This window comes from Sphingosinicella sp. CPCC 101087, from assembly GCF_004151485.1.
Taxonomy (GTDB): domain Bacteria; phylum Pseudomonadota; class Alphaproteobacteria; order Sphingomonadales; family Sphingomonadaceae; genus Allosphingosinicella.
In genome coordinates this window covers 90,135-111,219 of record NZ_SBFF01000011.1, presented here as the reverse complement: position 1 = coordinate 111,219, position 21,085 = coordinate 90,135, and the positions used below count along the sequence as shown (strand labels likewise).

At 66.6% G+C, this 21,085-nt stretch carries 13 protein-coding genes; 8 read left to right on the top strand and 5 right to left on the bottom strand.

The window, feature by feature from the left end:
- Window positions 1-49: 49 nt before the first annotated feature.
- Window positions 50-1,378, top strand: coding sequence for an MFS transporter (locus EKM57_RS17415; protein WP_129793797.1), 1,329 nt, complete (start codon window positions 50-52; stop codon window positions 1,376-1,378).
- 115 nt (window positions 1,379-1,493) lie between these two features.
- Here EKM57_RS17415 and EKM57_RS17410 read toward each other — a convergent pair whose 3' ends face one another.
- Window positions 1,494-3,821, bottom strand: a complete 2,328-nt coding sequence (locus tag EKM57_RS17410; protein WP_129793796.1) for a S9 family peptidase — start codon at window positions 3,819-3,821, stop codon at window positions 1,494-1,496.
- 356 nt (window positions 3,822-4,177) lie between these two features.
- Between EKM57_RS17410 and EKM57_RS17405 the strand changes: the two genes are divergently transcribed.
- Together EKM57_RS17405 and EKM57_RS17400 are read left to right on the top strand one after the other, a co-directional pair.
- Complete coding sequence (locus tag EKM57_RS17405) at window positions 4,178-6,364, top strand: PAS domain S-box protein (protein WP_129793795.1); 2,187 nt, start codon at window positions 4,178-4,180, stop codon at window positions 6,362-6,364.
- Window positions 6,365-6,380: 16 nt separating this feature from the next.
- Window positions 6,381-6,725: a response regulator gene (locus tag EKM57_RS17400; RefSeq protein WP_243451113.1), complete on the top strand. Its 345-nt coding sequence runs from the start codon at window positions 6,381-6,383 to the stop codon at window positions 6,723-6,725.
- On the opposite strand, the gene EKM57_RS22300 is transcribed toward EKM57_RS17400, so the two are convergent.
- Complete coding sequence (locus tag EKM57_RS22300) at window positions 6,720-6,947, bottom strand: hypothetical protein (RefSeq protein WP_129793793.1); 228 nt, start codon at window positions 6,945-6,947, stop codon at window positions 6,720-6,722. The two genes, EKM57_RS17400 and EKM57_RS22300, sit on opposite strands and share 6 nt — an antisense overlap.
- A gap of 87 nt (window positions 6,948-7,034) precedes the next feature.
- Between EKM57_RS22300 and EKM57_RS17390 the strand changes: the two genes are divergently transcribed.
- Together EKM57_RS17390 and EKM57_RS17385 are read left to right on the top strand one after the other, a co-directional pair.
- Complete coding sequence (locus EKM57_RS17390) at window positions 7,035-8,807, top strand: SLC13 family permease (protein ID WP_243451112.1); 1,773 nt, start codon at window positions 7,035-7,037, stop codon at window positions 8,805-8,807.
- A 372-nt stretch (window positions 8,808-9,179) separates the two neighbouring features.
- Window positions 9,180-9,596, top strand: a complete 417-nt coding sequence (locus tag EKM57_RS17385; protein ID WP_129793791.1) for a DUF4383 domain-containing protein — start codon at window positions 9,180-9,182, stop codon at window positions 9,594-9,596.
- A gap of 230 nt (window positions 9,597-9,826) precedes the next feature.
- Here the strand turns inward: EKM57_RS17385 and EKM57_RS21975 are convergent, their stop codons facing one another.
- From EKM57_RS21975 to EKM57_RS17375, 3 genes are all read right to left on the bottom strand, one after another.
- A complete protein-coding gene (locus EKM57_RS21975) occupies window positions 9,827-9,979 on the bottom strand; it encodes a hypothetical protein (RefSeq protein ID WP_165357522.1) in 153 nt (50 codons plus the stop codon).
- A 71-nt stretch (window positions 9,980-10,050) separates the two neighbouring features.
- Entirely contained in the window at window positions 10,051-10,878 is an 828-nt protein-coding gene (locus tag EKM57_RS17380) for an MBL fold metallo-hydrolase (RefSeq protein ID WP_129793790.1), read from the bottom strand.
- A gap of 91 nt (window positions 10,879-10,969) precedes the next feature.
- A complete protein-coding gene (locus tag EKM57_RS17375) occupies window positions 10,970-11,947 on the bottom strand; it encodes an alpha/beta fold hydrolase (protein WP_129793789.1) in 978 nt (325 codons plus the stop codon).
- Window positions 11,948-12,076: 129 nt separating this feature from the next.
- On the opposite strand from EKM57_RS17375, the gene EKM57_RS17370 reads away from it, so the two are divergent.
- From EKM57_RS17370 to EKM57_RS17350, 3 genes are all read left to right on the top strand, one after another.
- Window positions 12,077-12,907: a helix-turn-helix domain-containing protein gene (locus EKM57_RS17370; RefSeq protein ID WP_129793788.1), complete on the top strand. Its 831-nt coding sequence runs from the start codon at window positions 12,077-12,079 to the stop codon at window positions 12,905-12,907.
- A 221-nt stretch (window positions 12,908-13,128) separates the two neighbouring features.
- On the top strand, window positions 13,129-14,106 hold the full coding sequence (locus EKM57_RS17365; RefSeq protein WP_206185485.1) for a helix-turn-helix domain-containing protein: 978 nt from the start codon (window positions 13,129-13,131) through the stop codon (window positions 14,104-14,106).
- A 211-nt stretch (window positions 14,107-14,317) separates the two neighbouring features.
- The gene (locus EKM57_RS17350; protein ID WP_165357520.1) at window positions 14,318-20,932 is read left to right on the top strand and encodes an autotransporter outer membrane beta-barrel domain-containing protein; all 6,615 of its coding nucleotides are present in this window, start codon (window positions 14,318-14,320) and stop codon (window positions 20,930-20,932) included.
- Window positions 20,933-21,085 lie beyond the last annotated feature (153 nt).

Genomic DNA, 21,085 nt, shown 5'->3' with positions numbered 1-21,085 from the left:
CAGCCACGCCGAACGCCGCCATTCAGGCTGCCCTTCGAGGCGCGACCCAATGAACCCCTTCCACCACCTTCTCGGCAACAATCTCGTCGCCAACATCACCAACTTTACCGTCTGGTTCGCGCTGACCTTCTGGATCTTCCTGGAGACGCGGTCGGTATTTGCCACGGGCATGATCGCGGGCTTCTACCTCGTCCTGACGGCGGGGCTCGCAATCTGGTTCGGGAGCCTGGTGGACCATCACCGCAAGAAGGTCGTTATGCTCTGCTCGAGCGCGGCGTCCTTCCTGCTCTTCGCGGCTTCGTTGGCGGCCTATTTCCTCGCACCCGAGGGAACTCTCGCCGAAGTCGCGGGCGCGCCGCTCTGGCTGTTCGTCCTGCTCGTCATGCTCGGCGTCATTGCCGGTAACGTGCGCAACATCGCCTTGCCGACGCTTGTCACGCTCCTCGTTCCCGAGGATCGCCGCGACAAGGCCAACGGTCTGGTCGGGATGGTAACGGGAATCGGCTTCCTCACGACGTCGGCGGTCAGCGGCTTCCTGGTTGCCTGGGGCGGCATGGTGGCGACGCTCGCTTTCGCGCTGGCATTCACCCTGGTCGCCTTCCTGCACCTTCTGTTCGTGCATCTCGACGAGCCGCGGCCTCAGGCCGAGCCTGGCGTGCCGCGCGAGCCCCGACGCGTCGACATTGCCGGAACGGTCCGCGTGATTTCGGCCGTGCCTGGCCTATTCGCGCTCATCTTCTTCGCCACGCTCAACAACTTCCTGGGCGGCGTCTTCATGGCGCTGATGGACGCCTACGGCCTCTCGCTCATGGAGGTGCAGCAATGGGGCCTTCTGTGGGCGTTCACGTCATGCGCCTTCATCCTGAGCGGCCTGGTCATCGCGAGGACCGGACTGGGAAAGAATCCGCTTCGCACCCTGCTTACGGTCAACCTGATCGTCTGGTCGGTCGCCGGCGTCTTCACCATCCAGCCTTCGGTCGTCCTGCTGGCGGCGGGATGCTTCATCTGGCTGTTTCTCGGCCCCTATGCCGAGGCCGCGGAGCAGACGACGTTGCAGAAGGTCGTGCCCTATGAGCGTCAAGGCCGCGTCTTCGGCTTCGCCCAGTCGGTCGAGCAGGCGGCCTCCCCATTGACGGCCTTCATGATCGCACCTGTGACCCAGTTCGTCTTCATCCCCTTCATGACTGACGGTGCGGGCGCGGACGCGATCGGCGACTGGTTCGGCCGCGGACCGGACCGCGGCATGGCGCTCGTCTTCACGATCACCGGCGCGATCGGCGTGCTGGTGACTCTCGTGGCCTTCAACTCCAAATATTACCGCCAATTGTCGGCCGCCTATGCCGGCAATGCCGACTTGGAAGAGCCGGCACGTGTCTGACGGCGCGCCCGTGGAGCGGTAGCGTCGCGCCGCTCTGTGATAGGCATCAAGGGTTCAGGCGAGCCGCTAGGCTAAGGCTCGTCGCCGGTATGGAGCCGCGGCCGGTCCACGGCTTCTATTCGGCTGGCGGCGGGCTGGCGGGAACCGCGTTCCAATTGGGCGTGGATTCTCCCGCGAGGTGGCGCACGAAGAAGTCGAACTGGCGCCGCAATCCGTAGTCGATGGCGCCGGTGGAGCGCAGCGCGCCATGGCCGTCGCCCGGCACGACCAGCAGGTCGAAGTCCTTGCGCGCTTTGATGAGCGCGTCGGCGACTTGCATCGTCGATGCCGGGTCGACGTTCATGTCGAGTTCGCCGACGACCATCAGCAGCTGACCCTGAAGACGCCAGGCATTGTCGACCCCGGACGAGTGCGAATAGGCCTCGTCGATCGGCCAACCCAGCCACGCCTCGTTCCAGCCGATCTTGTCCATGCGGTTGTCGAAGCAACCGGCATAAGCGACGCCGACCTTGTAGAATTCGGGGTGGAAGAGCAGGCCGTTCAGCGCGTTCTGCCCGCCGGCCGAGCCGCCGTAGATGCCGACGCGGCTGATGTCGTACCCGGGAAAGCGTTCTGCCGCCGTCCGGTGCCACGCGATGCGGTCCGGGAAGCCGTTGTCGGCGAGGTTCCGCCAGGCGACGTCATGGAAGGCTTTGGAACGGTTGAGCGTACCCATTCCGTCGATCTGGACGACGATGAACCCGAGGTCGGCCAGCGCCTGCATGCCGACGACCTTGTCGCCGCTCGAATGGTAGCCGAACGGCCAGAAGGTCTTGGGCACGAACGAGCTGTGCGGACCCGCATAGATATTCTCGATCACCGGATATTGCCGGGTCGGATCGAAATCGCGCGGCCGGACGATTACGCCCCAGATGTCGGTCTCGCCGTCGCGTCCCTTGGCGACAAAGGTCTCCGGCGGCCGGAAACCGGCCGCGACCAGGCGTGAAATATCTCCGCGCTCGACTTCGCTCACCAGCGAGCCGTCGCTGGTCCGGCGCAGCTCGAGGACGTTGGGCATGTCGGTCCGGGAATAATTGTCGACGTAGAATTCCATGTCGGTGGAAAAGACGACGTCGTGATACGCTTCCGCCGTGGTGAGCGGCGTCAGGTTGCGTCCGTCGAAATCGATCCGGTAATAGTGCTGCAGATAGGGGTCCTCGTTCGGGCGCATGCCGTTGGCGGCGAACCAGATCTGGCGCTTGTCGGCGTCGACCTTCACCACCTCGCGAACGACCCATGGGCCTCGCGTGATCTGGTTGCGAACCCGTCCGGTGCGGCCGTCGATCAGATAGAGATGGTTCCAGCCGTCGCGCTCCGACATCCAGATCACTTCGCGGCCGAGCCCCGCCACGTCGTGGCTGTAGCGACGGCCTTGCGAATGGGTGTTCACGAAGGTCTCGGGCTCCTCCGAAACGACGGCGCGCGGGATGCCGGTTTCGGCGTCGACCTCGATGAGGCGCCAGACCTGGTGGCCTCGCTCGTCATATTCGAAGCGGATCGACCGGCTGTCCGCCCGCCATTCGATTTCCGTCATCCTGTAGGGGTTGGGAAAAAGGTCATGGTCGATCCTGAATTGCCGCCGGCTCTCAATGTGAAAGAGGACGGGGCGGTCGATGTCGACGGGGTCGCCGGGCTTCGGATAAAGCTGCACGATCACCCTCGGCTGCACCTGGTCCGGCGGCGAGGAGGCGACCCGGGTGATCTCGCGCCGAAAACCCGGTCGGACGCGATAGGCGGCGAGCTTGGTCGAATCAGGTGACCAGGTGATCGACTCGGGATCGTAGAAGTCGCCTTCCGAGCCGTCCGTGCTGAGCACGGTGACGGGCCCCCCACCGGCCGGTCGGACGATGATGTTGTGATTGCTGACGAGGGCTTCCCAGCGGCCGTCGGGCGACGGCTTCGGGCTGTTGTCCGCCGGCACGGTGAGGTCGCGGACGACACCGAAGCCGCGCGGCTGCCCTTTGTCGTAGCTGTAGGGCTCGCACGCATAGTCCGAAAGGCTGCACTGGAAGGCGAGGTCGGACAGGGGAATGCGGAAACGGATCGCGCTTTCGCCGTCGACGAGGTCGACGGCGTTGAAGGGCAGGCGCAGCGGCTCGTACCGGGTGCTCATGGCCGCGCCGAGTCCTTGGGCCAGCCGCGCCTGGTCGAAGGCCGGCCGTTTTTCGCCCGTGCGCGCGTCCATCGTCACGAAGCTGAATCCGCCGGGAACGGTCTTGCGGTAGACGAAGCGGCTGGTGTTCTCGATCCAGCGGGGCGTGTCGGCAACGTTCTCGGTAAGATACATCCAGTCATCGCGCAGGTCGATCGACTGCTGATATCGTTCGGCCGTGACCTGCGACAAAGCCGGGGCCTGAAGCGACAGCAGGATCACCATCGCTGCCGCATATCCGAATCTTTTCATGTACAATCCCCCAGTTCCGACGCCACGCGCTCCGGCCGACGTCCCTCCGACCGCCGTGTGACGGTTCTTCCGCCGCCTCACGATTTCGTGCCGAGGCTCTCGGTGATGAACGTTGCGGGCCTTCTTCGGTCGTCACGAGGCTGGCATGCCGGCGCGTGACCCGTCAAGAAAAAGTATACGGTATGCGATAAATCCGCGAGGGCCATGTATCCGCTGGCCGAGCGTCCCATCCATTTGTCGAGCCGACGGCAACTCTCACCCCATGTTTGCGATCCCGAAATGAGCGGACGCGCGAATTATTTCGTGGTAACAGCGCCTTATTCGGCCGCCGGGCGGGCCAACGTAGGAGCTTTTGCATGTCTTCGGTACATTCGTTCTCCTCGACGCTTCACGGCCTGAGCGAGTACGAGGCTCTCGTCTCCGCCGCACCGGGTGTCCTGGAGGCGATTCCCGGCGCCGTTTACATCTGCGACGCCGAAGGCTGGCTCGTTCGCTGCAACGCGGAGGCCGTCGCTCTGTGGGGACGGGACCCGCGGCTGAGCGCGACGAGGGAGCGTTTCTGCGGATCGCACAAGCTCTTCCTGCTCGATGGGACTCCTCTTCCGCATGAGGGGTGCCCGATGGCGGACGCGGTGCACGAGGGGAGGGAGACGCGCAATGCGGAGGTGGTCATCGAACGACCGGACGGCACCCGTATCACGGCCCTTGTGAATATACGCGCCCTTCGCGACCAGGAGGGGAGGATCGAGGGCGCGATCAACTGCTTTCAGGACATCAGCGCCCATAAGACGATCGAGGAAGAAATGCTCCGCAAGAGCAACGATCTTGAGGACTTCTTCGAGAATAGTGCGGTCGGGCTTCATATCGTCAGTGGTGACGGCATAATTCTGCGGGCGAACCGTGCGGAGCTGGACCTGCTGGGATATTCCGCCGAAGAGTATATCGGCCAGCCCATCGCTGCCTTCCACGCCGATCGGCCGGTGATTGACGACATTCTCCGCCGCCTCGCCTGCGGCGACGGGTTGGACCGCTATCCGGCCCGATTGCGTGCCAAGGACGGTACGATTCGCCACGTGCTGATCACGTCGAACAGCCGATTCGATCATGGCGAGTTCGTGAACACGCGCTGCTTCACGATGGATGTAACCGGGCTCCGCGAAGCGGAGGAGGCTCGCCGTGAAAGCGACGAGCGCCTGGCGGCCACCTATGAAGCCGCAACCGTCGGAATAGCTGAGGTCGACGAGGCGGGTCGATACGTCCGCGTCAACGATGCATTCTGTTCGATACTGGGCCGTTCGCGCGAGGAGGCGCTCGCCTGCGACCTGATCAAGGTCACGCACTCGGACGACCGCGATACGGAGGCCGAGCAATATGCTCGACAGGTTCGCGGCGAGATTGCGAGCTATTCGACCGAGAAGCGCGCGCTCCGCCCCGACGGCAGCGTGGTTCATCTCGAGGTTTCCAGCTCGTCAGTTCGGGACGCCGACGGGCGCTTCCGGTACGGCGTGCGGGTCATGCAGGACGTGACCGATCGGAAGCGGATGCAAGACGAAATTCGGGCCAATGAGCGCCGACTGCGGGAGCTGCTGGAGGCACTCCCTGCCGCCGTCTACACGACCGACGCCGAAGGACGAATCACCTTCTACAATCAGGCGGCGGTGGAGATGGCGGGGCGGGAGCCGGTCCTGGGCAGCGACGAATGGTGCGTCACGTGGAAGCTCTACCATCCGGACGGCAAGCCGTTGCCGCACGATCAATGCCCGATGGCGGTGGCCTTGCGAGAGAATCGCGCCGTCCGCGGCGGCGAGGCGGTCGCCGAGCGGCCGGACGGTAGCCGCGTTCCCTTCATTCCCTACCCGACGCCGCTTCGCGATGCCGAAGGGCGGCTCGTGGGCGCGATCAACATGCTGGTCGACATCACCGAGCGCAAGGAAGCCGAGGCGCGGCAGAAGGTGCTGATCGACGAACTGAACCACCGAGTGAAGAACACGCTTGCGACCGTGCAATCGCTGGCACTCCAGACCATCAAGCACGCAGATGGTCTCGAGGATTTCGCAGCGACCTTCGAAGCGCGCGTCGTTGCACTTGCAAGGGCACACGACCTGCTGACCGAACGCAGCTGGGTGAGTGCGCCGCTGGAGAGCCTCCTGAACAACATCGTCGCGCCGTATAGCGGCGATGAAGACCGGCTACGGATCGACGGGCCCGCGATCGATCTCGATCCACGCGCCGCCTTGTCGCTCACGATGGTGCTGAACGAGATGGCGACCAACGCCGCCAAATACGGCGCCCTCAGCACCGGCTCGGGTATGCTCTCGGTAAGCTGGGAACTTTCCGCCGGCCCGAAGCGCATCCTTCGACTCGACTGGACGGAGCAGGGCGGCCCCCCGGTGAGCGCGCCCACACGCAAGGGCTTCGGGACGCGGCTCATCCGGCGTTGCGTCGAACAGGATCTCGACGGCCAGCTGGACCTGCGATTCGAAAGTTCGGGGGTGCATTGCCGCATGAGCGTACCGCTTGCGCGGGTCAGCACGCGTGGCTGAATTTGCGGGCGTACGGGTGCTCCTCGTCGAGGATGAAGGTGGTGTGGCGCTCTTGCTCGAGGACATGCTGGAGGAACTGGGATGCCATGTGGCGGCTTCCGCCGCGCGCCTCTCGCGGGCTCGTGAGGCGGTGGAGGCCGGGCAACTGGACTTCGCCGTGCTCGACGTGAACGTCGCCGGCGAACCGTCCTTCGACCTTGCCCGAACGCTGATGAAACGCGACATCCCCTTCATTTTCAGCACCGGCTATGGTCGCGGCGGCCTACCGGAAGATCTCCAGGATCGGCGGGTCCTCGCCAAGCCGTTTGCGCTCGCCGATCTACGGCGCGCGATCACGGATGTCCTTAGTGCCCGGTCATGAGCGATGGGCGTGCCGGGAGCAGGTCGGATTCGCGTGGGTCACATGATCGGGTGGATCGTATCGACCAATCCGCATTCGCGGCGATAGCTCGCCCCTGATCCTCGTCTCGACGCGGAGCACGAGCGCGTTGATGATCGACCAGCCGGCGGCGCCGGACGTGCTATCGACATGCAGCTCGGCACGCCGGTCGCATCGCTGGCCGAGGCGAGGGGATCGAGGCATTCATCTCGCTGTTCGACAATCCTCGGCGCAGCGATGGATCGAACCGATCGTACCGGCGTTGTGCCCGCTCCTCCAGCCGGTATCACCATGACAACGCAACAGATTCTCGCCTTCGCCGTGCTCGGCCTGATGATGTTGTTCTTCATCTGGGGGCGTATCCGCTACGATCTTGTCGCCGTGCTCGCCCTGCTCGCGATGGTGGGTCTGGGTCTGGTGCCCGCGGACGAGGCATTTGCCGGCTTTTCCGACGACATCGTCATCATCATCGGATCGGCTCTCGTGATCAGCGCCGCGGTAGCGCGCAGCGGTGTCGTCGAGGCGCTGATCGGGCGCGTTACCCGGCGTTTCGATCAGGTCGGCTCGCAGCTGCTCATACTGGTCGGTGCGACCACCTACCTTTCAGCCTTCGTGAAGAATATCGGCGCACTCGCCATGCTGATGCCGTCCGCTTTCCAGATGGCGAAGCGTTCGGGCACGTCGCCATCCTGCTTGCTCATGCCGATGGCGTTCGGCTCGCTGCTTGGCGGACTGATCACCCTGATCGGCACCTCCCCGAACATCATCGTGTCGCGAGTCCGCGCGGACATGACCGGCGAGCCGTTCCGCATGTTCGATTTCGCGCCGGTCGGTCTCGGACTTTCGGTGGTCGGCCTCCTCTTCCTGCGCTTCGGCTACCGGCTGCTTCCGGCCGGGCGACGAGCCGCGCCGACCCTCGGGGAGGCCGTCGACATCACCGATTACGCGACCGAGGCGGAGGTGCCGGCCAATTCGCCGGCGGAAGGGCAGACGCTCGCCGAATTCCTCGCCAATGTCGGTGACAAGGTCGAGGTTACCCGACTGCACCGCGGCGACCGCAGCTCGACCATGCCTCTTCCCGACGCGGTGATCGCCGCCGGCGACGTCCTGGCCCTGCGCGGGGATCCCGAGGCCCTCGAGCGGGTGATCGCCGCCGGCGGCCTCAAGCTCGAGGGAGAGGATCGCGAAGCGAGCAGCGGCACCGGCGAGACCGGCGTCATCGAGGCCGTAGTCGGCCTCAACTCGATGTTGGTCGGGGAGGCCGCGGGGCGGATGGCTCTGCACGCCCGCTACGGAGTCAATCTCATCGCCGTCTCGCGTCAGGGCGAGCGGATCACCGAACGGCTCCGCGATATCGTCCTTGCGCCTGGCGACGTCATCGTCCTGCAGGGACCGCTGCAGCAGCTACCGGAGCGGCTGCGGGACCTCGGCTGTATGCCGCTCGCCGAGCGCAGCGTGCGGCTCGGGGAGCATGGGCGCGGATGGCTGCCGCTCATCATTCTGGGGGCGGCGATGGCGCTCACTGCCGCCGGTGTCCTCACTGTCGCCATGGCCTTCTTCGCCGCCGCCGCACTGGTCGTTCTGACCGGCGGCCTTCCGGCCCGCGACGTCTATCGGCAGATCGATTGGCCGATCCTGATCATGATCGCCGCCTTGATTCCGGTGAGCGACTCCATCCGCACCACTGGCGGAACCGACGTCCTTGCCGCCTGGCTGTCGACCACTGCAGCGACCTTGCCCGCCTGGGCGGCCGTCGGGCTGATCATGGTGGTCGCTATGGGAGTGACCCCTTTCCTCAACAATGCGGCCACCGTGCTGGTGATGGCGCCGGTCGCATCGGTGTTCGCGACGCAGCTGGGTTATCGTCCCGAGCCGTTCCTGATGGCGGTTGCCGTCGGCGCCGGCTGCGACTTCCTCACGCCGATCGGCCATCAATGCAATACGCTCGTGATGGGCCCCGGGGGTTATCGCTTCTCCGATTACGCCCGGCTCGGTGCGCCGCTGTCGCTGCTGGTGGTGCTGACTGGAGTGCCGCTCATCCTGGCGGTTTGGCCGCTACGGTGAAATCCGATCCGTGAGGCCCACCTTCGGGCGAGCCTCCGGCGGCATGGCTATAGCGTGAAGGGCGGTTTTCGACTCGTCGAAGTCCCCGAGAGTTCGCGCGCGCGCTCCAGGTGCAGAGAAGAGAGCTTCAGATGCGATCGCGCCGCGGACATCCCCGAAGCCGTGAGGCCTCGATCGAGCTCCTCCATGGCGCGTTCGGAATGATATTCGGCCTCATCTTTCCTGCTCACGAAGACTCGTCTCCCTGCGCATGCAAAGGACTCCGTGTAAAGCAGCAGAAATGATGCTGACAATTACCTCGGTTAATCACAATTCGGGGATCGATTTCCGTCGCGCAAGGTTCACCAGAAGAATCGAACGGGAGGAAAAGAGATGAGCGTGAGAACATTCGCCCTCATATTCGGAATAGTATTTCTTGCTGTGGGCGCGGCGGGATTCGTGCCCGGCCTCCTGCACGCGCCTCATCCGGATCATCCGGATCTAGCCGTGGACGCAATGTACGGCCGGTTGCTCGGACTCTTTCCGGTGAACGTCCTTCACAATCTGGTGCATATCGCGTTCGGAATTTGGGGCGTCATCGCCTATCGAAGCGTCCACGCTTCGCGCTTCTATGGGAAGGCGGTGACGGTCAGCTATGCCGTCCTTACCGTCATGGGGCTCGTTCCCGGCCTGAACACCCTGTTCGGCCTAGCGCCGCTCTTCGGCCATGATGTCTGGCTGCACGTGGTCTTGGCCGTAGTGGCGGGTTACTTCGGGTGGATCCATCGAGGGGCAGACGTTCGCGCGTGATTTCCCAACTTTGAGGATGGGGCGGGGCGCATTTCTTGACTGGCGATAAGGGCGGCCTCCGGACGCCGGATAGCTGCGTCGCTGCGCGGCGAATACGTCCCGCGGGTGACCATATCAGGCGCAGGCGCCGCCCTTGACCGGAGACGGGCGGCCGACGCTTATCCGTGAGTGGCTCCACCCCTGCAAAGACAGAACAAGGTTATAGCCGTCGTCCGTGGATTCGTCCGCGCCTATGTGCGCGCGGGCCAAGGATAGAGGAAGGCGAGCACCAGCAGGACCAGCCCGATAATGATGACCGCGCCTATGGCGATCTTCGGGAAGCGCGTGGCCTTCTGTTCGGGAAGGGGTGGGTCGGGACGATCATCCATAATGATGCCTTTCATCTCGGTTCAAAGCGGCGGCCGGCGCGTCGCGAGCCGATCATCGGTGTCGCCGGGGCAAGGGGGCGGCGGCTTCAGCGCGCCTGCATGGCCTCCAGCTCCTTCTGGTCATGCGAGCAGAAGATCGTCACCGCTGACCCCTTATCGTGCTTCAGCTCCCGCAGCCGCCGCTGATTATCGAAACGGCGTCGGCGATGCGTGTCCATCATCGTCTGGTAAAGTCGCAGTCCCGGTGTGCACCGCCGCCGATCGGCGTCGAGCTCACGGCGGTAGAAATAGGCATCGCCCGCATTGAGGACCCAGCCCTGCGCCGACTGAACCGCCACCCCAGCATGGCCTTCGGTGTGTCCCGGCAAGGGGATCATCAGGATCTCGGGCGGGAGACCGTCAAGCGAGCGCACGCTGTCGAGGCCGAACCAGCGGTCTCCGCCGCCTGCATAGGTCCGCCAATCGCGGACGTCATCCCACTGTGCCGGGCGATAGCGGCGTCTAGCGATGAAGCCGCGGCGCTTCTTCTCGGCCGCCCGCCGCTCGGCCTCCATCACATGCACCCGGGCCTCGGGAAAGTCCTCGATCCCGCCGGCATGGTCGAAGTCCAGATGGGTGAGGACGATGTGTCGAACATCGCGAGGGGAATAGCCCATGGCTTCGACCTGATGCCGAGCCGTGTCCTCGATCCGGAATCGGATGTTCAGCAATGTGTGGAAGAACCTGCTCAGCCGCGGATGCGGATGGCGCACGTCCTCCAATCCATAGCCGGTGTCCACAAGCACCAGGCCCTCGTTCGTCTCGATGAGCTGGGCGGCACAGGGTATGATTCCGAAGACGCTCTTGCTGAAGCCGTCGAAGACCGGACCCCCGAAAGGACAATCCGTTCCACATGACAGATAGCGGATGCGCATGCGGGGAGAACGACTTGCCCAACTCAATGTTGCAGACGATCTCCTTCTGGGCACCGGAGCGCGATAGCGTTCGAGGTCGGTCGACATGTCCTCAGATGCGCCAGAGCCGTCGAGCTTCGGCGGCGAGCAGGTCGGGATATTCTTCCGGGAAGAAGAAGCGCGCGCCCTCCACGACCCGCACGCCTTTCGAGTTCGGGAAGAGCCGGTCGAGGACGCCGGGGCTCTGGCGCGAGAACAGGCCGTCGGCGCCGCCCCAGAGGATCCGAACGGGTCCCGGATATCGTTTCAGCCGGTCGTGCTCGGCGCGCAGGACATTGGGCTCGAGCGCGAGGGTGAAGGCGTTGGTGAGCGCCTTGCGCCGCGGTGTTGCGATCAGCGGGCCGAGATACACCTCCAGTGCGGCATCGCTCGGATAGCCCGCGCGGCTGTATCCGTCGCTGAGCTCCGCGCGCCGGGCCAGGTCCCTGTCGTGGAACCAGGGCACCAGCCATGCATCCGGATAACGGCCGGTCCGTGCAAGCTCGATGACGGTCATCAGAGCCGGTGGAGGATTGTCGATCTCGGAGTCGCAGTTGGTCAGCAGGAGGCTGCGGACGCGCGCCGGCGCCCGCGCCGCCAGCAACTGAGCAACGGCGCCGCCGCTGTCGTTGCCGACGACGTCCGCGCTTTCGACGCCGAGGCGGTCCATCAGTTCCAGCAGCATCTCGACCTGCGCTTCCGGACTGAGAGACTGGTCGGGCGCAGGATCGGTGAACCCCATGCCCAGCAGGTCCGGGACGATGCAGCGACGGACGTCGGACAGGCGGTCGATCGCGCCTCGCCACTGGAATCCGTTCAAGGGGAAGCCGTGGATGAAGAGTGCCGCCGGTCCGGTGCCCCGGTCGATATAGCTGACGGCGCCGAAGCGCATATCGATCGTGCGGCGCGCGAGATGGAACCGGCACGCATCGAGCGCTTCGTCGACCGGGGCCGTCCGCGGCGGCTGCGGCACCGATGCCGTCGCTCGTCCCGGCAGCCCGACCGCAGCCAGCCCGAATGCCGCCGATGTAAGAAATGTACGTCTGATCATCGTCATCTCCTTCAGCGCCTCAGGATCGGGCCCGGAAGGGCGTGCGGCTATGACCCCGCGGGTCATATCGAGACGTCCCCCGGCAGGCTAAGAAGATCGAGGCGGGGACGGGACGGATGAGCGACAGCGATGATGCAGATCGACACGAGATCGGAGAAGAAGCGCCCGAGCAGGTGGACTCCGTTCGGTGCCCTCCTGCGCGAGTGGCGTGCGAGCCGGGGCATGAGCCAGATGGAGCTTGCCCTCGAGGCCGACACGTCGCTGCGCCACCTGAGCTACGTCGAAACCGGGCGCTCGCAGCCTGGCCGCGAGCTGGTCGTCGCACTCGCCGATGCGCTCGATTTGCCGCTCAGGGAGCGGAACGAGCTGCTCGTGGCGGCCGGCTACGCGCCGATCTTCTCTGCATCGCCGCTCGATGCGCCGCAGATGGAACTGGTCCGCGTCGCCATCTCGGCCATATTGGAGCAGCACGAGCCTTATCCGGCCTTCGCGTTCAATCGATATTGGGATCTGGTCCAGGCCAATGCCGGCATGATCCGCTTGCTTGATGCCTTGCGTCCCGGCGGACCGAAGAATGGCAATATCCTGCACCAGATCTTCGACCCGGACGACATGCGTCCGGTGATCGCCAATTGGGAGGAAGCTGCCGGCGAGCTCTTGCGTCACCTTCACCACGAGATCCGCCGCTCCCCTACGGATGCCCGGGCGCGAAGCTTGCTTGCTCAGCTGACGGCTTTTCCCGGCGTCCCCGACAATTGGAAGCGCCGTCAGCCCGGCATATCGCCGCTTCCCGTGGTGACTACGGCCTTCCGCGGTCCGGAAGGCGAGTTGCGCTTCTTTTCGACCCTCACGACCTTTGTCGGGGCCTCGGACGTCGTTGCGGATGAGCTACGCATCGAATCGATGCATCCGGCGGACGAGGCCACCCGCCTGATGTGCCGCCGCCTCTCCGGTCGCTAGTCCCATCCCTCGAGTGCGGGCTCGTGCGGAGCCGGACGATGTCGGCCGCTTGAAATAGGACAATGCGGCCGTCTGCATTCGCACAAGGCGGCTGCGGGCATGATGCCGCCGCAGAGGGGCGCGGCGCGCCGAATGGCGGCTCCCGAGTGCCGGTCTTCGTGATAGGGCGCGCACTGCGGGAGCAATCTGGAGGGCTGGCCGTCGTGTCGTCGCCGTCACAATTGAAGAACGGAATCGAACGATCCTTCTTCGGCGTCTTTTCCGATCCCGAGGCCATGGCGCGCGCCATTGGCGGTTTGGACCCGGGCGCACCGGGACCTCGGTCAGTCAGGGGCGGGGCTGCGGATTTTCACGCCGTGCTCGCACGGGCGATGCTGGGCGAGGTGAGCCTGGGCGTCGGGCGATTTGCGCAAGGCGCACCGCAGCGCGCCGAGCTGAGCGATACCCACACCTTCATGTTTGCAACCGAGCCGGGCCTCGTACGACGAGTTTCCGGCCGCACGTTGGGCGGGAACCGCATCATCCACTTCCGACCTTATGCCGAAACCGTCGCGACATCGCCGTCGGGAATGGCGTGGGCGTTCGGGATCCTTCTGGTGCCTGGGGAAGTGCTCGCCACGCATGCTCCGGCCCTTGCCGGCTTCGACCTGGCAGACCCGTCCCAAAACGATCGGATGTTTCTGGTTCCGGCAGACGCCATGACGCGCCTGATCGCGCTGATGAACGACGCGGCGCGGATCGCGAGGGACGTGCCTTGGATCATCGAGGCGGAAGAGCCGGCCCGCGCCCTGGCGGGCACGATCCTGGAGGCGCTGCTGCTGGGCCTGTCGCAAGGCGAGTTGCGGCACCACCGGGGGGCGCCCGAGCGGCACCGGCAGATCGTCGCGCGATTCGAGCAGCTGTTGCACGAGCGACCGGAGGACATGCTTTCGCTGGCGGCGATCTGCGCCGCCCTGGGCGTGGCCGAACGGACGCTGAACCTCGCCTGCCAGCAATTCCTGGGGCAGAGCGCCGTCAGCTACGCGCGTGGGCGCCGGCTGGATCTCGTGCGTCTGACATTGCTGTCTTCGGATCCCACGACGACGCAAGTGACTTCAGTGGCGATGCGGTATGGATTCTGGGAACTCGGCCGCTTTGCCGGCGCCTATCGCCTTCGTTTCGGTGAGCGTCCGTCCGAGACGCTGCGGCGTGGAGGCTGACGACCAATTCAAATGCAACAGCCGGCGCGTCCATGCCGGAATCGCATAGCCGCCCAACCGGCCCCCGGCCTATCGGGCCGCCCGAGGCGTACGACCGAAGGGGTCGGCGACGTCCGCAACGGGGCCGGCGACTTCATGGCCCGTCGCCGCGGCGTTCGAAGGTCAAAGTCGAACGTCGCGCGCAGCACGCCGGCAAGGGGGGAGGTCCGTTATGCGTGCTGAGATCAAATACCGGAAGCAGAAGTACGCGCGGGCTGCGCGTAGCTCGGGCTCGGTCGCGGCGCTGGCGCTCGCGCTTGGCACTGTCGCGGCCCCGACCGCGCAGGCACAGCAGATCACCCAGGGCGGTGGTGGCGCCGCGGGCGGTATTGCTGGCGGCGGCGGCGGCAACGGGGGAAGTGGCATGGGCGGCGGCGCTGGCCGTGGCGGGACAGGCGGTTCCGGAGCCACCACGCCGGGTGGATTAGCCCAGGACGGCGCTGCGGGGAGCAACGTCGTACGGGGCGGCGCGGGCGGGCAGGCGGGAACCCCGAACGATATCTCGGCCGGCGGTGGCGGCGGCGGAGGCGGTGGTGGCGGAAGCAGCATCGAGCTTGGCGGCAACGGAGGCACGGGCGGCTCCGGTGGCAGGTTCGACCCGACGGGCGGCGCCTTTTCGCTGGCCGCGGACTATCTCGGCGCCTCGGGCGGCGACGGCACTGGGGGCCTTGGCGGTGGCGGTGGCGGTGGCGGCGGTAGCGGCGCGCTGGTGCTGACCGGAACGGCCGTCGATTTGACCACCAATGGCTATGATGCGACCGGAGGCAGCGGCGGCAGCGGCCTCGCCGGCGGGGGCATCTCCGGCTCCGGCGGCGGCGGGGGCGCGGGTCTGGTGCTGCTCGATGCGGGGGTGGTGACGGTCACCGGCGGTTCCGTCCTTGCCGGCGGGAACGGCGGCAACCAGGGTTCGGTCGGCGGCTTCGGTGGTGCCGGGCTGTTTCTCCACGCCGGCGGCGCCTTGTCCAATCAGGCGGGCGATATCCGGGGCGGCAATGGCGGCGGCACGGGCTTGTCGGTCAACACGGGAGGCGGCGGCGGCGCCGGCGTTCTCAGCAATCTCGGAGCGATCGGCAACGAGGCCGCGATTGAAGGCGGCGCCGGAGGCTATGGCAATACTGGAGGCGGCCGCGGCGGCGCGGCCCTGGTCGCCTGGGGTGGGAGCGTGGAGAATTCCGCGACGGGCACCATCTCCGGCGGTCGGGGCGGAGCCACGAGGTCGGCAGGCACCTTCTTCAGGGCAGGTGACGGCGGCGCGGGCGTGCTGTTCCGGGATGGTCAGGCGGCAGGCCTGACCAATTCGGGCACGATCGAAGGCGGCGCGGGCGGCGCGACCCCGTTCGGAGACAATGTGATCGGCGTGGGCGGCGTGGCCGTGGTGGGCGCGGCGACCGGCAACATCTCCATCGTCAATTCCGGGACGATCGTCGGCGGCGTCGACAGCAGAAGCGCGACGCGGTCCGACGCCATTGCGCTTTTCGGTGATGGCAACCGTCTGGAATTGCGGCCGGGTTCGGTCATCGCCGGCAACGTGGTGGCATCGGGCGGGTCCGACAACGCGCTTGCTCTTGGCGGGGCGTCCGACGCCGCGTTCGACGTGTCGCTGATCGGATCGGCGCAGCAATATCGCGGCTTCGACCGGTTCGAGAAAACCGGTTCGGGCAGCTGGACCCTCACAGGGTCCGGGGACCAGGACTGGTTCGTTGCCAGCGGAGCGCTCAGGGGCGACACCAACAGCCTTTCCGGAAACGTGACCTTCGCCACCGGCGTGGGCAGCCGCAGCATCGTTTTCGACCAGGGTTTTGACGGGACCTACGGCGGCACGATTTCCGGCGCAGGGACGGTGACCAAGACCGACACGGGCGTGCTGACGGTCGAGGTCGGCGGGGGGGGCAGCGACTTCACCGGAACGGTCGAGATCGAGGCGGGCACGCTGGTGATGAACGGCAGGCTTGGCGACGGCACGGGCAACAGCGCCGACTTTCGCGTCGGCACTGGCGCAAGGCTGGGCGGAAGCGGCACGATCCTCGGCCATGTCATCGTCGCCGATGGCGGCATCGTCGGGCCTGGCGCCAGCCCGGGCACGCTGACGATCGCGGGCGACCTCGCGCTCGGCGCCGGATCGATCCTGGACTACGAATTCACCCAGAGCGGCGTGGTCGGCGGAGGTGTCAACGATCTGGTCGTCGTCGGCGGCGATCTCACGCTCGACGGCAGGCTGGATGCGACGGCGCTCGCCGGATTCGGCGCCGGCTATTTTCGCCTGATCGATTATGGCGGGGCGCTGATCGACAACGGGCTGGAGGTCGGGGCGACGCCGCCCGGCTATACCGGCACGGTCCAGACCGGGATCGCCGGGCAGGTCAACATCCTGTTCAACGACGGCGCGCAGCAGGTGCAATATTGGGACGGCGCCGACGCCGCCGGCGGGTCCGCCGCGGCGAACGGTGACGGCGGGGCGGGCGTGTGGCGCGCCGGCGGCACCAACTGGACGGCCGGCAGCGGCTTCGGCGTCAACGGTGGCTGGGCGGGCCAGGCCGGAATATTCGCGGGCAATGCCGGCGGAACGGTGGCCGTCGAAGGGATCCAGAGCTTCCAGCTGCTGCGCTTCGACACCGCCGGCTACGCACTGCAGGGCGGTGCGCTCGCCACGACCGGCGGCTTCTCGATCGTCGAGGTGAACGCTGCGGAGGCGACGATCGGTTCCGCGATCACCGGCATCGCGGGACTGACCAAGACCGGCGCGGGCGTGCTGGTCCTGAGCGGCGGCGGGACCAGCTTCACCGGCAGGGTCGAGGTCGAGGCCGGTACGCTGTTGCTGGACGGAGTGTTTGGCGACGGGGCGGGCAACGGCGCCGACCTGCGTGTCGGCAGCGGCGCCCGCCTCGGCGGCAGCGGCACCTTCCTCGGCGACGTCGGCGTCGCCGATGGCGGCATCCTTGGCCCCGGCAACGGAGCTGGCAGCTTGGACGTCGCGGGCGACCTCACGCTCGGTGCCGGCTCGGTCCTGGACTACGAATTCGCCCAGAGCGGCGTCGTAGGCGGCGGCATCAACGATCTGGTCGTCGTCGGCGGCGACCTCACGCTCGACGGCACGCTGAACGTGACGGCGCTGGCCGACTTCGGCTCGGGCTATTTTCGCCTGATCGACTATGCCGGCGCGCTCACCGACAATGGGCTGGAGCTCGGCACGACGCCGCTCGGCTATACCGGCACGATCCAGACCGGCATCGCCGGACAGGTCAACATCCTGTTCAACGACGGTGCGCAGCGGGTGCAATATTGGGACGGCGCCGATGCGGCCGGCGGGTTCGCCGCGGCGGATGGCGATGGCGGCGCGGGCGTGTGGCGTGCGGGCGGCACCAACTGGACCGCCGCCACCGGCTTTGGCGTCAACGATGCCTGGGCCGGGCAAGCCGGCGTGTTCGCCGGCATCGCGGGAGGCACGGTGACGGTGGAGGATATGCAGAGCTTTCAGCTCCTGCGTTTCGATACCGCCGGCTATGCGTTGCAGGGCGGTGCGCTCGCCACGACCGGCGGCTTCTCCATCGTCGAGGTGAATGCCGCGGAGGCGACGATCGGTTCCGCGATCACCGGCAGCGCCGGCCTCACCAAGACCGGCGCGGGCACGCTCACCTTGAGCGGTGCGAACAGCTATGCCGGCCTCACCACCGTTGGCGCAGGAACGCTGTCGCTGGCCGCGGGCGGCTCCATCGCCGGCCCGGTGCAGAACGACGCCGCCTTCGCCAATGCCGGTACGGTGAGCGGACTGGTGACCAACGACGGAACCCTCGCCTCCACCGGCACACTGAACGGTGGACTCGTCAACCGCGGCACCGCCACCCTTGCCGGTCAGGTCGACGGCACGATTGCCAACGATGGTGGCACGATCGCGCTCACCGATGCCCTATCCGGGGTCACTCGCCTCGACCAGGCGGCGGGCGCCAGCTTCGACCTTGCCGGGTTCGAGATGACAGTCGGCACGCTCCATGGCGCGGGCAGCATCGTGCTCGGTGGCGGCACGCTTGCGATTGGCAAGCCGGGCAGTACCTCTGCCTTCGACGGCACGATCGCCGGGAGCGGCGCGGTAATGATTGCCGGCGGCAGTTTCCAGGGTAGCGGCACGATCGACGCAGCCGTGACCGTCGCCGATGGAGCGCGTCTGGTAGGCGCGCAGGGTAGGACCCTGTCCATGGGCTCCCTGGTGCTGGGCGCGGAATCGCAGGTCGATGTGACCCTCGGCGCGCCCTCGAGCCTTGCGCTGTTCGATGTCGGCGGGGACTTCACGCTCGACGGTACGCTCGACGTCACCGCCACCTCCGCCTTCGGCGCGGGCGTCTATCGTCTGTTCGATTATGGCGGCACGCTCACCGACAACGGGATGGAACTCGGCACGATTGCCGGCGCATCCGCCGACAGCCTGTCGATCCAGACGAGCGCGGCAGGTCAGGTCAATCTGGTCGAAACGGCCGGGGCGACACTGACCTTCTGGGACGGCGGCGATCCGGGGCTCCACAACAATGGCGCGGTCGACGGCGGCAGCGGAACCTGGGGCGCGGGTGGTACCGCGTGGACCACGGCGGACGGTGGAGTGAACGGCGTCATGTCGCCGCAGCCGGGCTTCGCCGTGTTCCAGGGAAGCGGCGGCATGGTCACGATCGACAATGAAGCGGGCCAGGCCTCCGTCACCGGCATGCAGTTCGCGGTCGACGGCTACACCGTCAGCGGAGGCGATCTGGCACTGTCCGGCGACCGTGCCGCGATCCGCGTCGGCGACGGCACTGCCGCGGGTGCGGCGTTCACCGCTAGGATCGGCGCGTCCCTCACAGGTTCGGCAACCTTGGTGAAGACCGACCTCGGCACGCTCGTCCTGACCGGCTCCAACACCTACAGCGGCGGCACGGTCGTCGAAGCCGGCACCCTGGTCGGCGACACCGAAGCCCTGCGCCGCAACTTCGCGAACAATGGCACCCTGATCTTCGACCTGGCCACCGGCGGCACCTATAGCGGCACCGTCACCGGCACCGGCAAGACGATCAAGTCGGGCGGCGGGGTACTGACGCTCACCGGTGCGAACGCCACCGACTGGGAGGTCGCAAACGGGAGCCTGGTCTCGACCTCCGCGCTGTTCACGGGCGACGTCGACCTTGCGCGGGACACGAGCTTCGTGTTCGATCAGGCGGGCGAGGGCGCCTATGCCGGGACTATCACGGGCAGTGGCGCGATGATCGTGCGGGGCGGCGGGGCGATACGGTTCGAGGGCGACGGCTCCGGTTTCCGCGGCACCACCAGCGTGGGCCAGGGACAGACGCTCGCCGTCAACGGAGCGCTGGGCGGCACGCTTGACGTGGCGGCGGGCGGTCGCCTCCAGGGCACCGGCAAGGTCGATTCGGGCAACGTCGCCGGCACGATCGCACCGGGCAATTCGATCGGTACGCTAACCTTCACCGGCAACCTCGCGCTCGCCTCGGGCAGCAGCTACGAGGTGGAGGCCGATCCGGCAGGCAGCAGCGACAGGATCATCGTGGGCGGCGCTGCCACGATCGAAAGCCATGTCGAGGTGAACGTGCTGGCGGTGAATGGCAATTATGCCGCCAACACAAGCTATACGATCCTGACCGCGGCGGGCGGCGTCACCGGCACGTTCGCCACGGTGACCTCGAACCTCGCTTTTCTCACCCCGACGCTCACCTATGCCGCCAATGCGGTGATGCTGAACCTGCGCCGCAACACGGTCGAGTTCGGCACGGTGGGCGAGACGGTCAACCAGCGCGCGGTCGCCCCGTCGATCGAAGTCCTGGGGGCGGGCAATGACGTGTACGATGCAGTCGTGGCGCTCACCGCCCCCGAGGCACGCAATGCCTTCGACCAACTGGCGGGCTCCGATTATGCCAGTGTGCGCGGGCAGCTGCTCGAGGATGGCCGCTTCGTGCGCGACGCGATGCTGGCGCGGGGCGAGACGGCTGGCACCACCGGCATGTCGGTGTGGGGCCGCGTGATCGGCAGCTGGGGCAGCAAGGACCGCGACCCGAATGGGGAAGGCTACGACCGTGACCTGAAGGGATTGCTCACCGGCTTCGATAGCTCGCTGGGCGAGCATATCCGCGCGGGCGTGGCGCTCGGCTACGGCTCCACCGACCTCAGGTCGGCACGGGCCGAGCACGACATCGACGCTTATCATGCCGGCGGCTACATGATCGGTAGCTACGGCATGGTCTCGGTCCAGCTGGGCGGCGCTTATACCTGGAATGACGTCCATGCCTCGCGGCGGGTGGCGTTTGGCACGCTCGATCAGACGCTCTCGGGCGACTATTCCGCGCGGACCTTCCAGGCTTTCGGCGAAGTCGCATTGAAGGGTGAGCTGGGGGGCGTGATTCTCCAGCCCTTCGCCGCGTTAGCGCATCTCACCTTGTCCGATGGCGAGGTCAACGAGCTTGGAGGCAGCGCCGCGCTGCAGGGCGGCAACGGAAATGAAAGCATTTCCTATGGTACGCTGGGCGTAAGAACCAGGGCGAACCTCGACGTGGGCGCACTCGGCCTGCGCTTTGCCGGCTCGGCTGCGGTGCGGCACGCCTTCGGGGACCGCGCCCCGACGATCGACCTGGCCTTTGCCAGCGGCCCGGCGTTCATCGTTTCCGGCACCGCGATCGAGCGGAACAGCATCACGGTCGATGCCGGGCTTGAGGCCGATCTCGGCCGCAACATTACCTTTGGCGTCAGCTACTCCGGCAATTATGGCGATCGTTCCACCGACCACGGAGCGCACGGCTCGTTCAGCTGGCGGTTCTGAAAAAGCCGGCTGACTGCCTGGAGCTGGTCCTCACCCGGCGGTGCAGGACGATCCCCGCCGGTGGTCCGTTTTGTGGTTGCCCCGATCAGGGAAGCCGGAGGCACCAGGTCGCCATGTCGATGTGGCTCGATATGTCCGGCAGTCGGCGCAATA

Bases quoted from the DNA above. Each gene is read 5' to 3' on its own strand.
- EKM57_RS17350 (WP_165357520.1), top strand. From the start codon at position 14,318: ATGCGTGCTGAGATCAAATACCGGAAGCAGAAGTACGCGCGGGCTGCG.
- EKM57_RS21975 (WP_165357522.1), bottom strand. From the start codon at position 9,979: ATGAAAGGCATCATTATGGATGATCGTCCCGACCCACCCCTTCCCGAA.
- EKM57_RS17410 (WP_129793796.1), bottom strand. From the start codon at position 3,821: ATGAAAAGATTCGGATATGCGGCAGCGATGGTGATCCTGCTGTCGCTT.
- EKM57_RS17380 (WP_129793790.1), bottom strand. From the start codon at position 10,878: ATGCGCATCCGCTATCTGTCATGTGGAACGGATTGTCCTTTCGGGGGT.
- EKM57_RS22300 (WP_129793793.1), bottom strand. From the start codon at position 6,947: ATGCCTCGATCCCCTCGCCTCGGCCAGCGATGCGACCGGCGTGCCGAG.
- EKM57_RS17390 (WP_243451112.1), top strand. From the start codon at position 7,035: ATGACAACGCAACAGATTCTCGCCTTCGCCGTGCTCGGCCTGATGATG.
- EKM57_RS17385 (WP_129793791.1), top strand. From the start codon at position 9,180: ATGAGCGTGAGAACATTCGCCCTCATATTCGGAATAGTATTTCTTGCT.
- EKM57_RS17370 (WP_129793788.1), top strand. From the start codon at position 12,077: ATGATGCAGATCGACACGAGATCGGAGAAGAAGCGCCCGAGCAGGTGG.
- EKM57_RS17375 (WP_129793789.1), bottom strand. From the start codon at position 11,947: ATGATCAGACGTACATTTCTTACATCGGCGGCATTCGGGCTGGCTGCG.
- EKM57_RS17415 (WP_129793797.1), top strand. From the start codon at position 50: ATGAACCCCTTCCACCACCTTCTCGGCAACAATCTCGTCGCCAACATC.
- EKM57_RS17405 (WP_129793795.1), top strand. From the start codon at position 4,178: ATGTCTTCGGTACATTCGTTCTCCTCGACGCTTCACGGCCTGAGCGAG.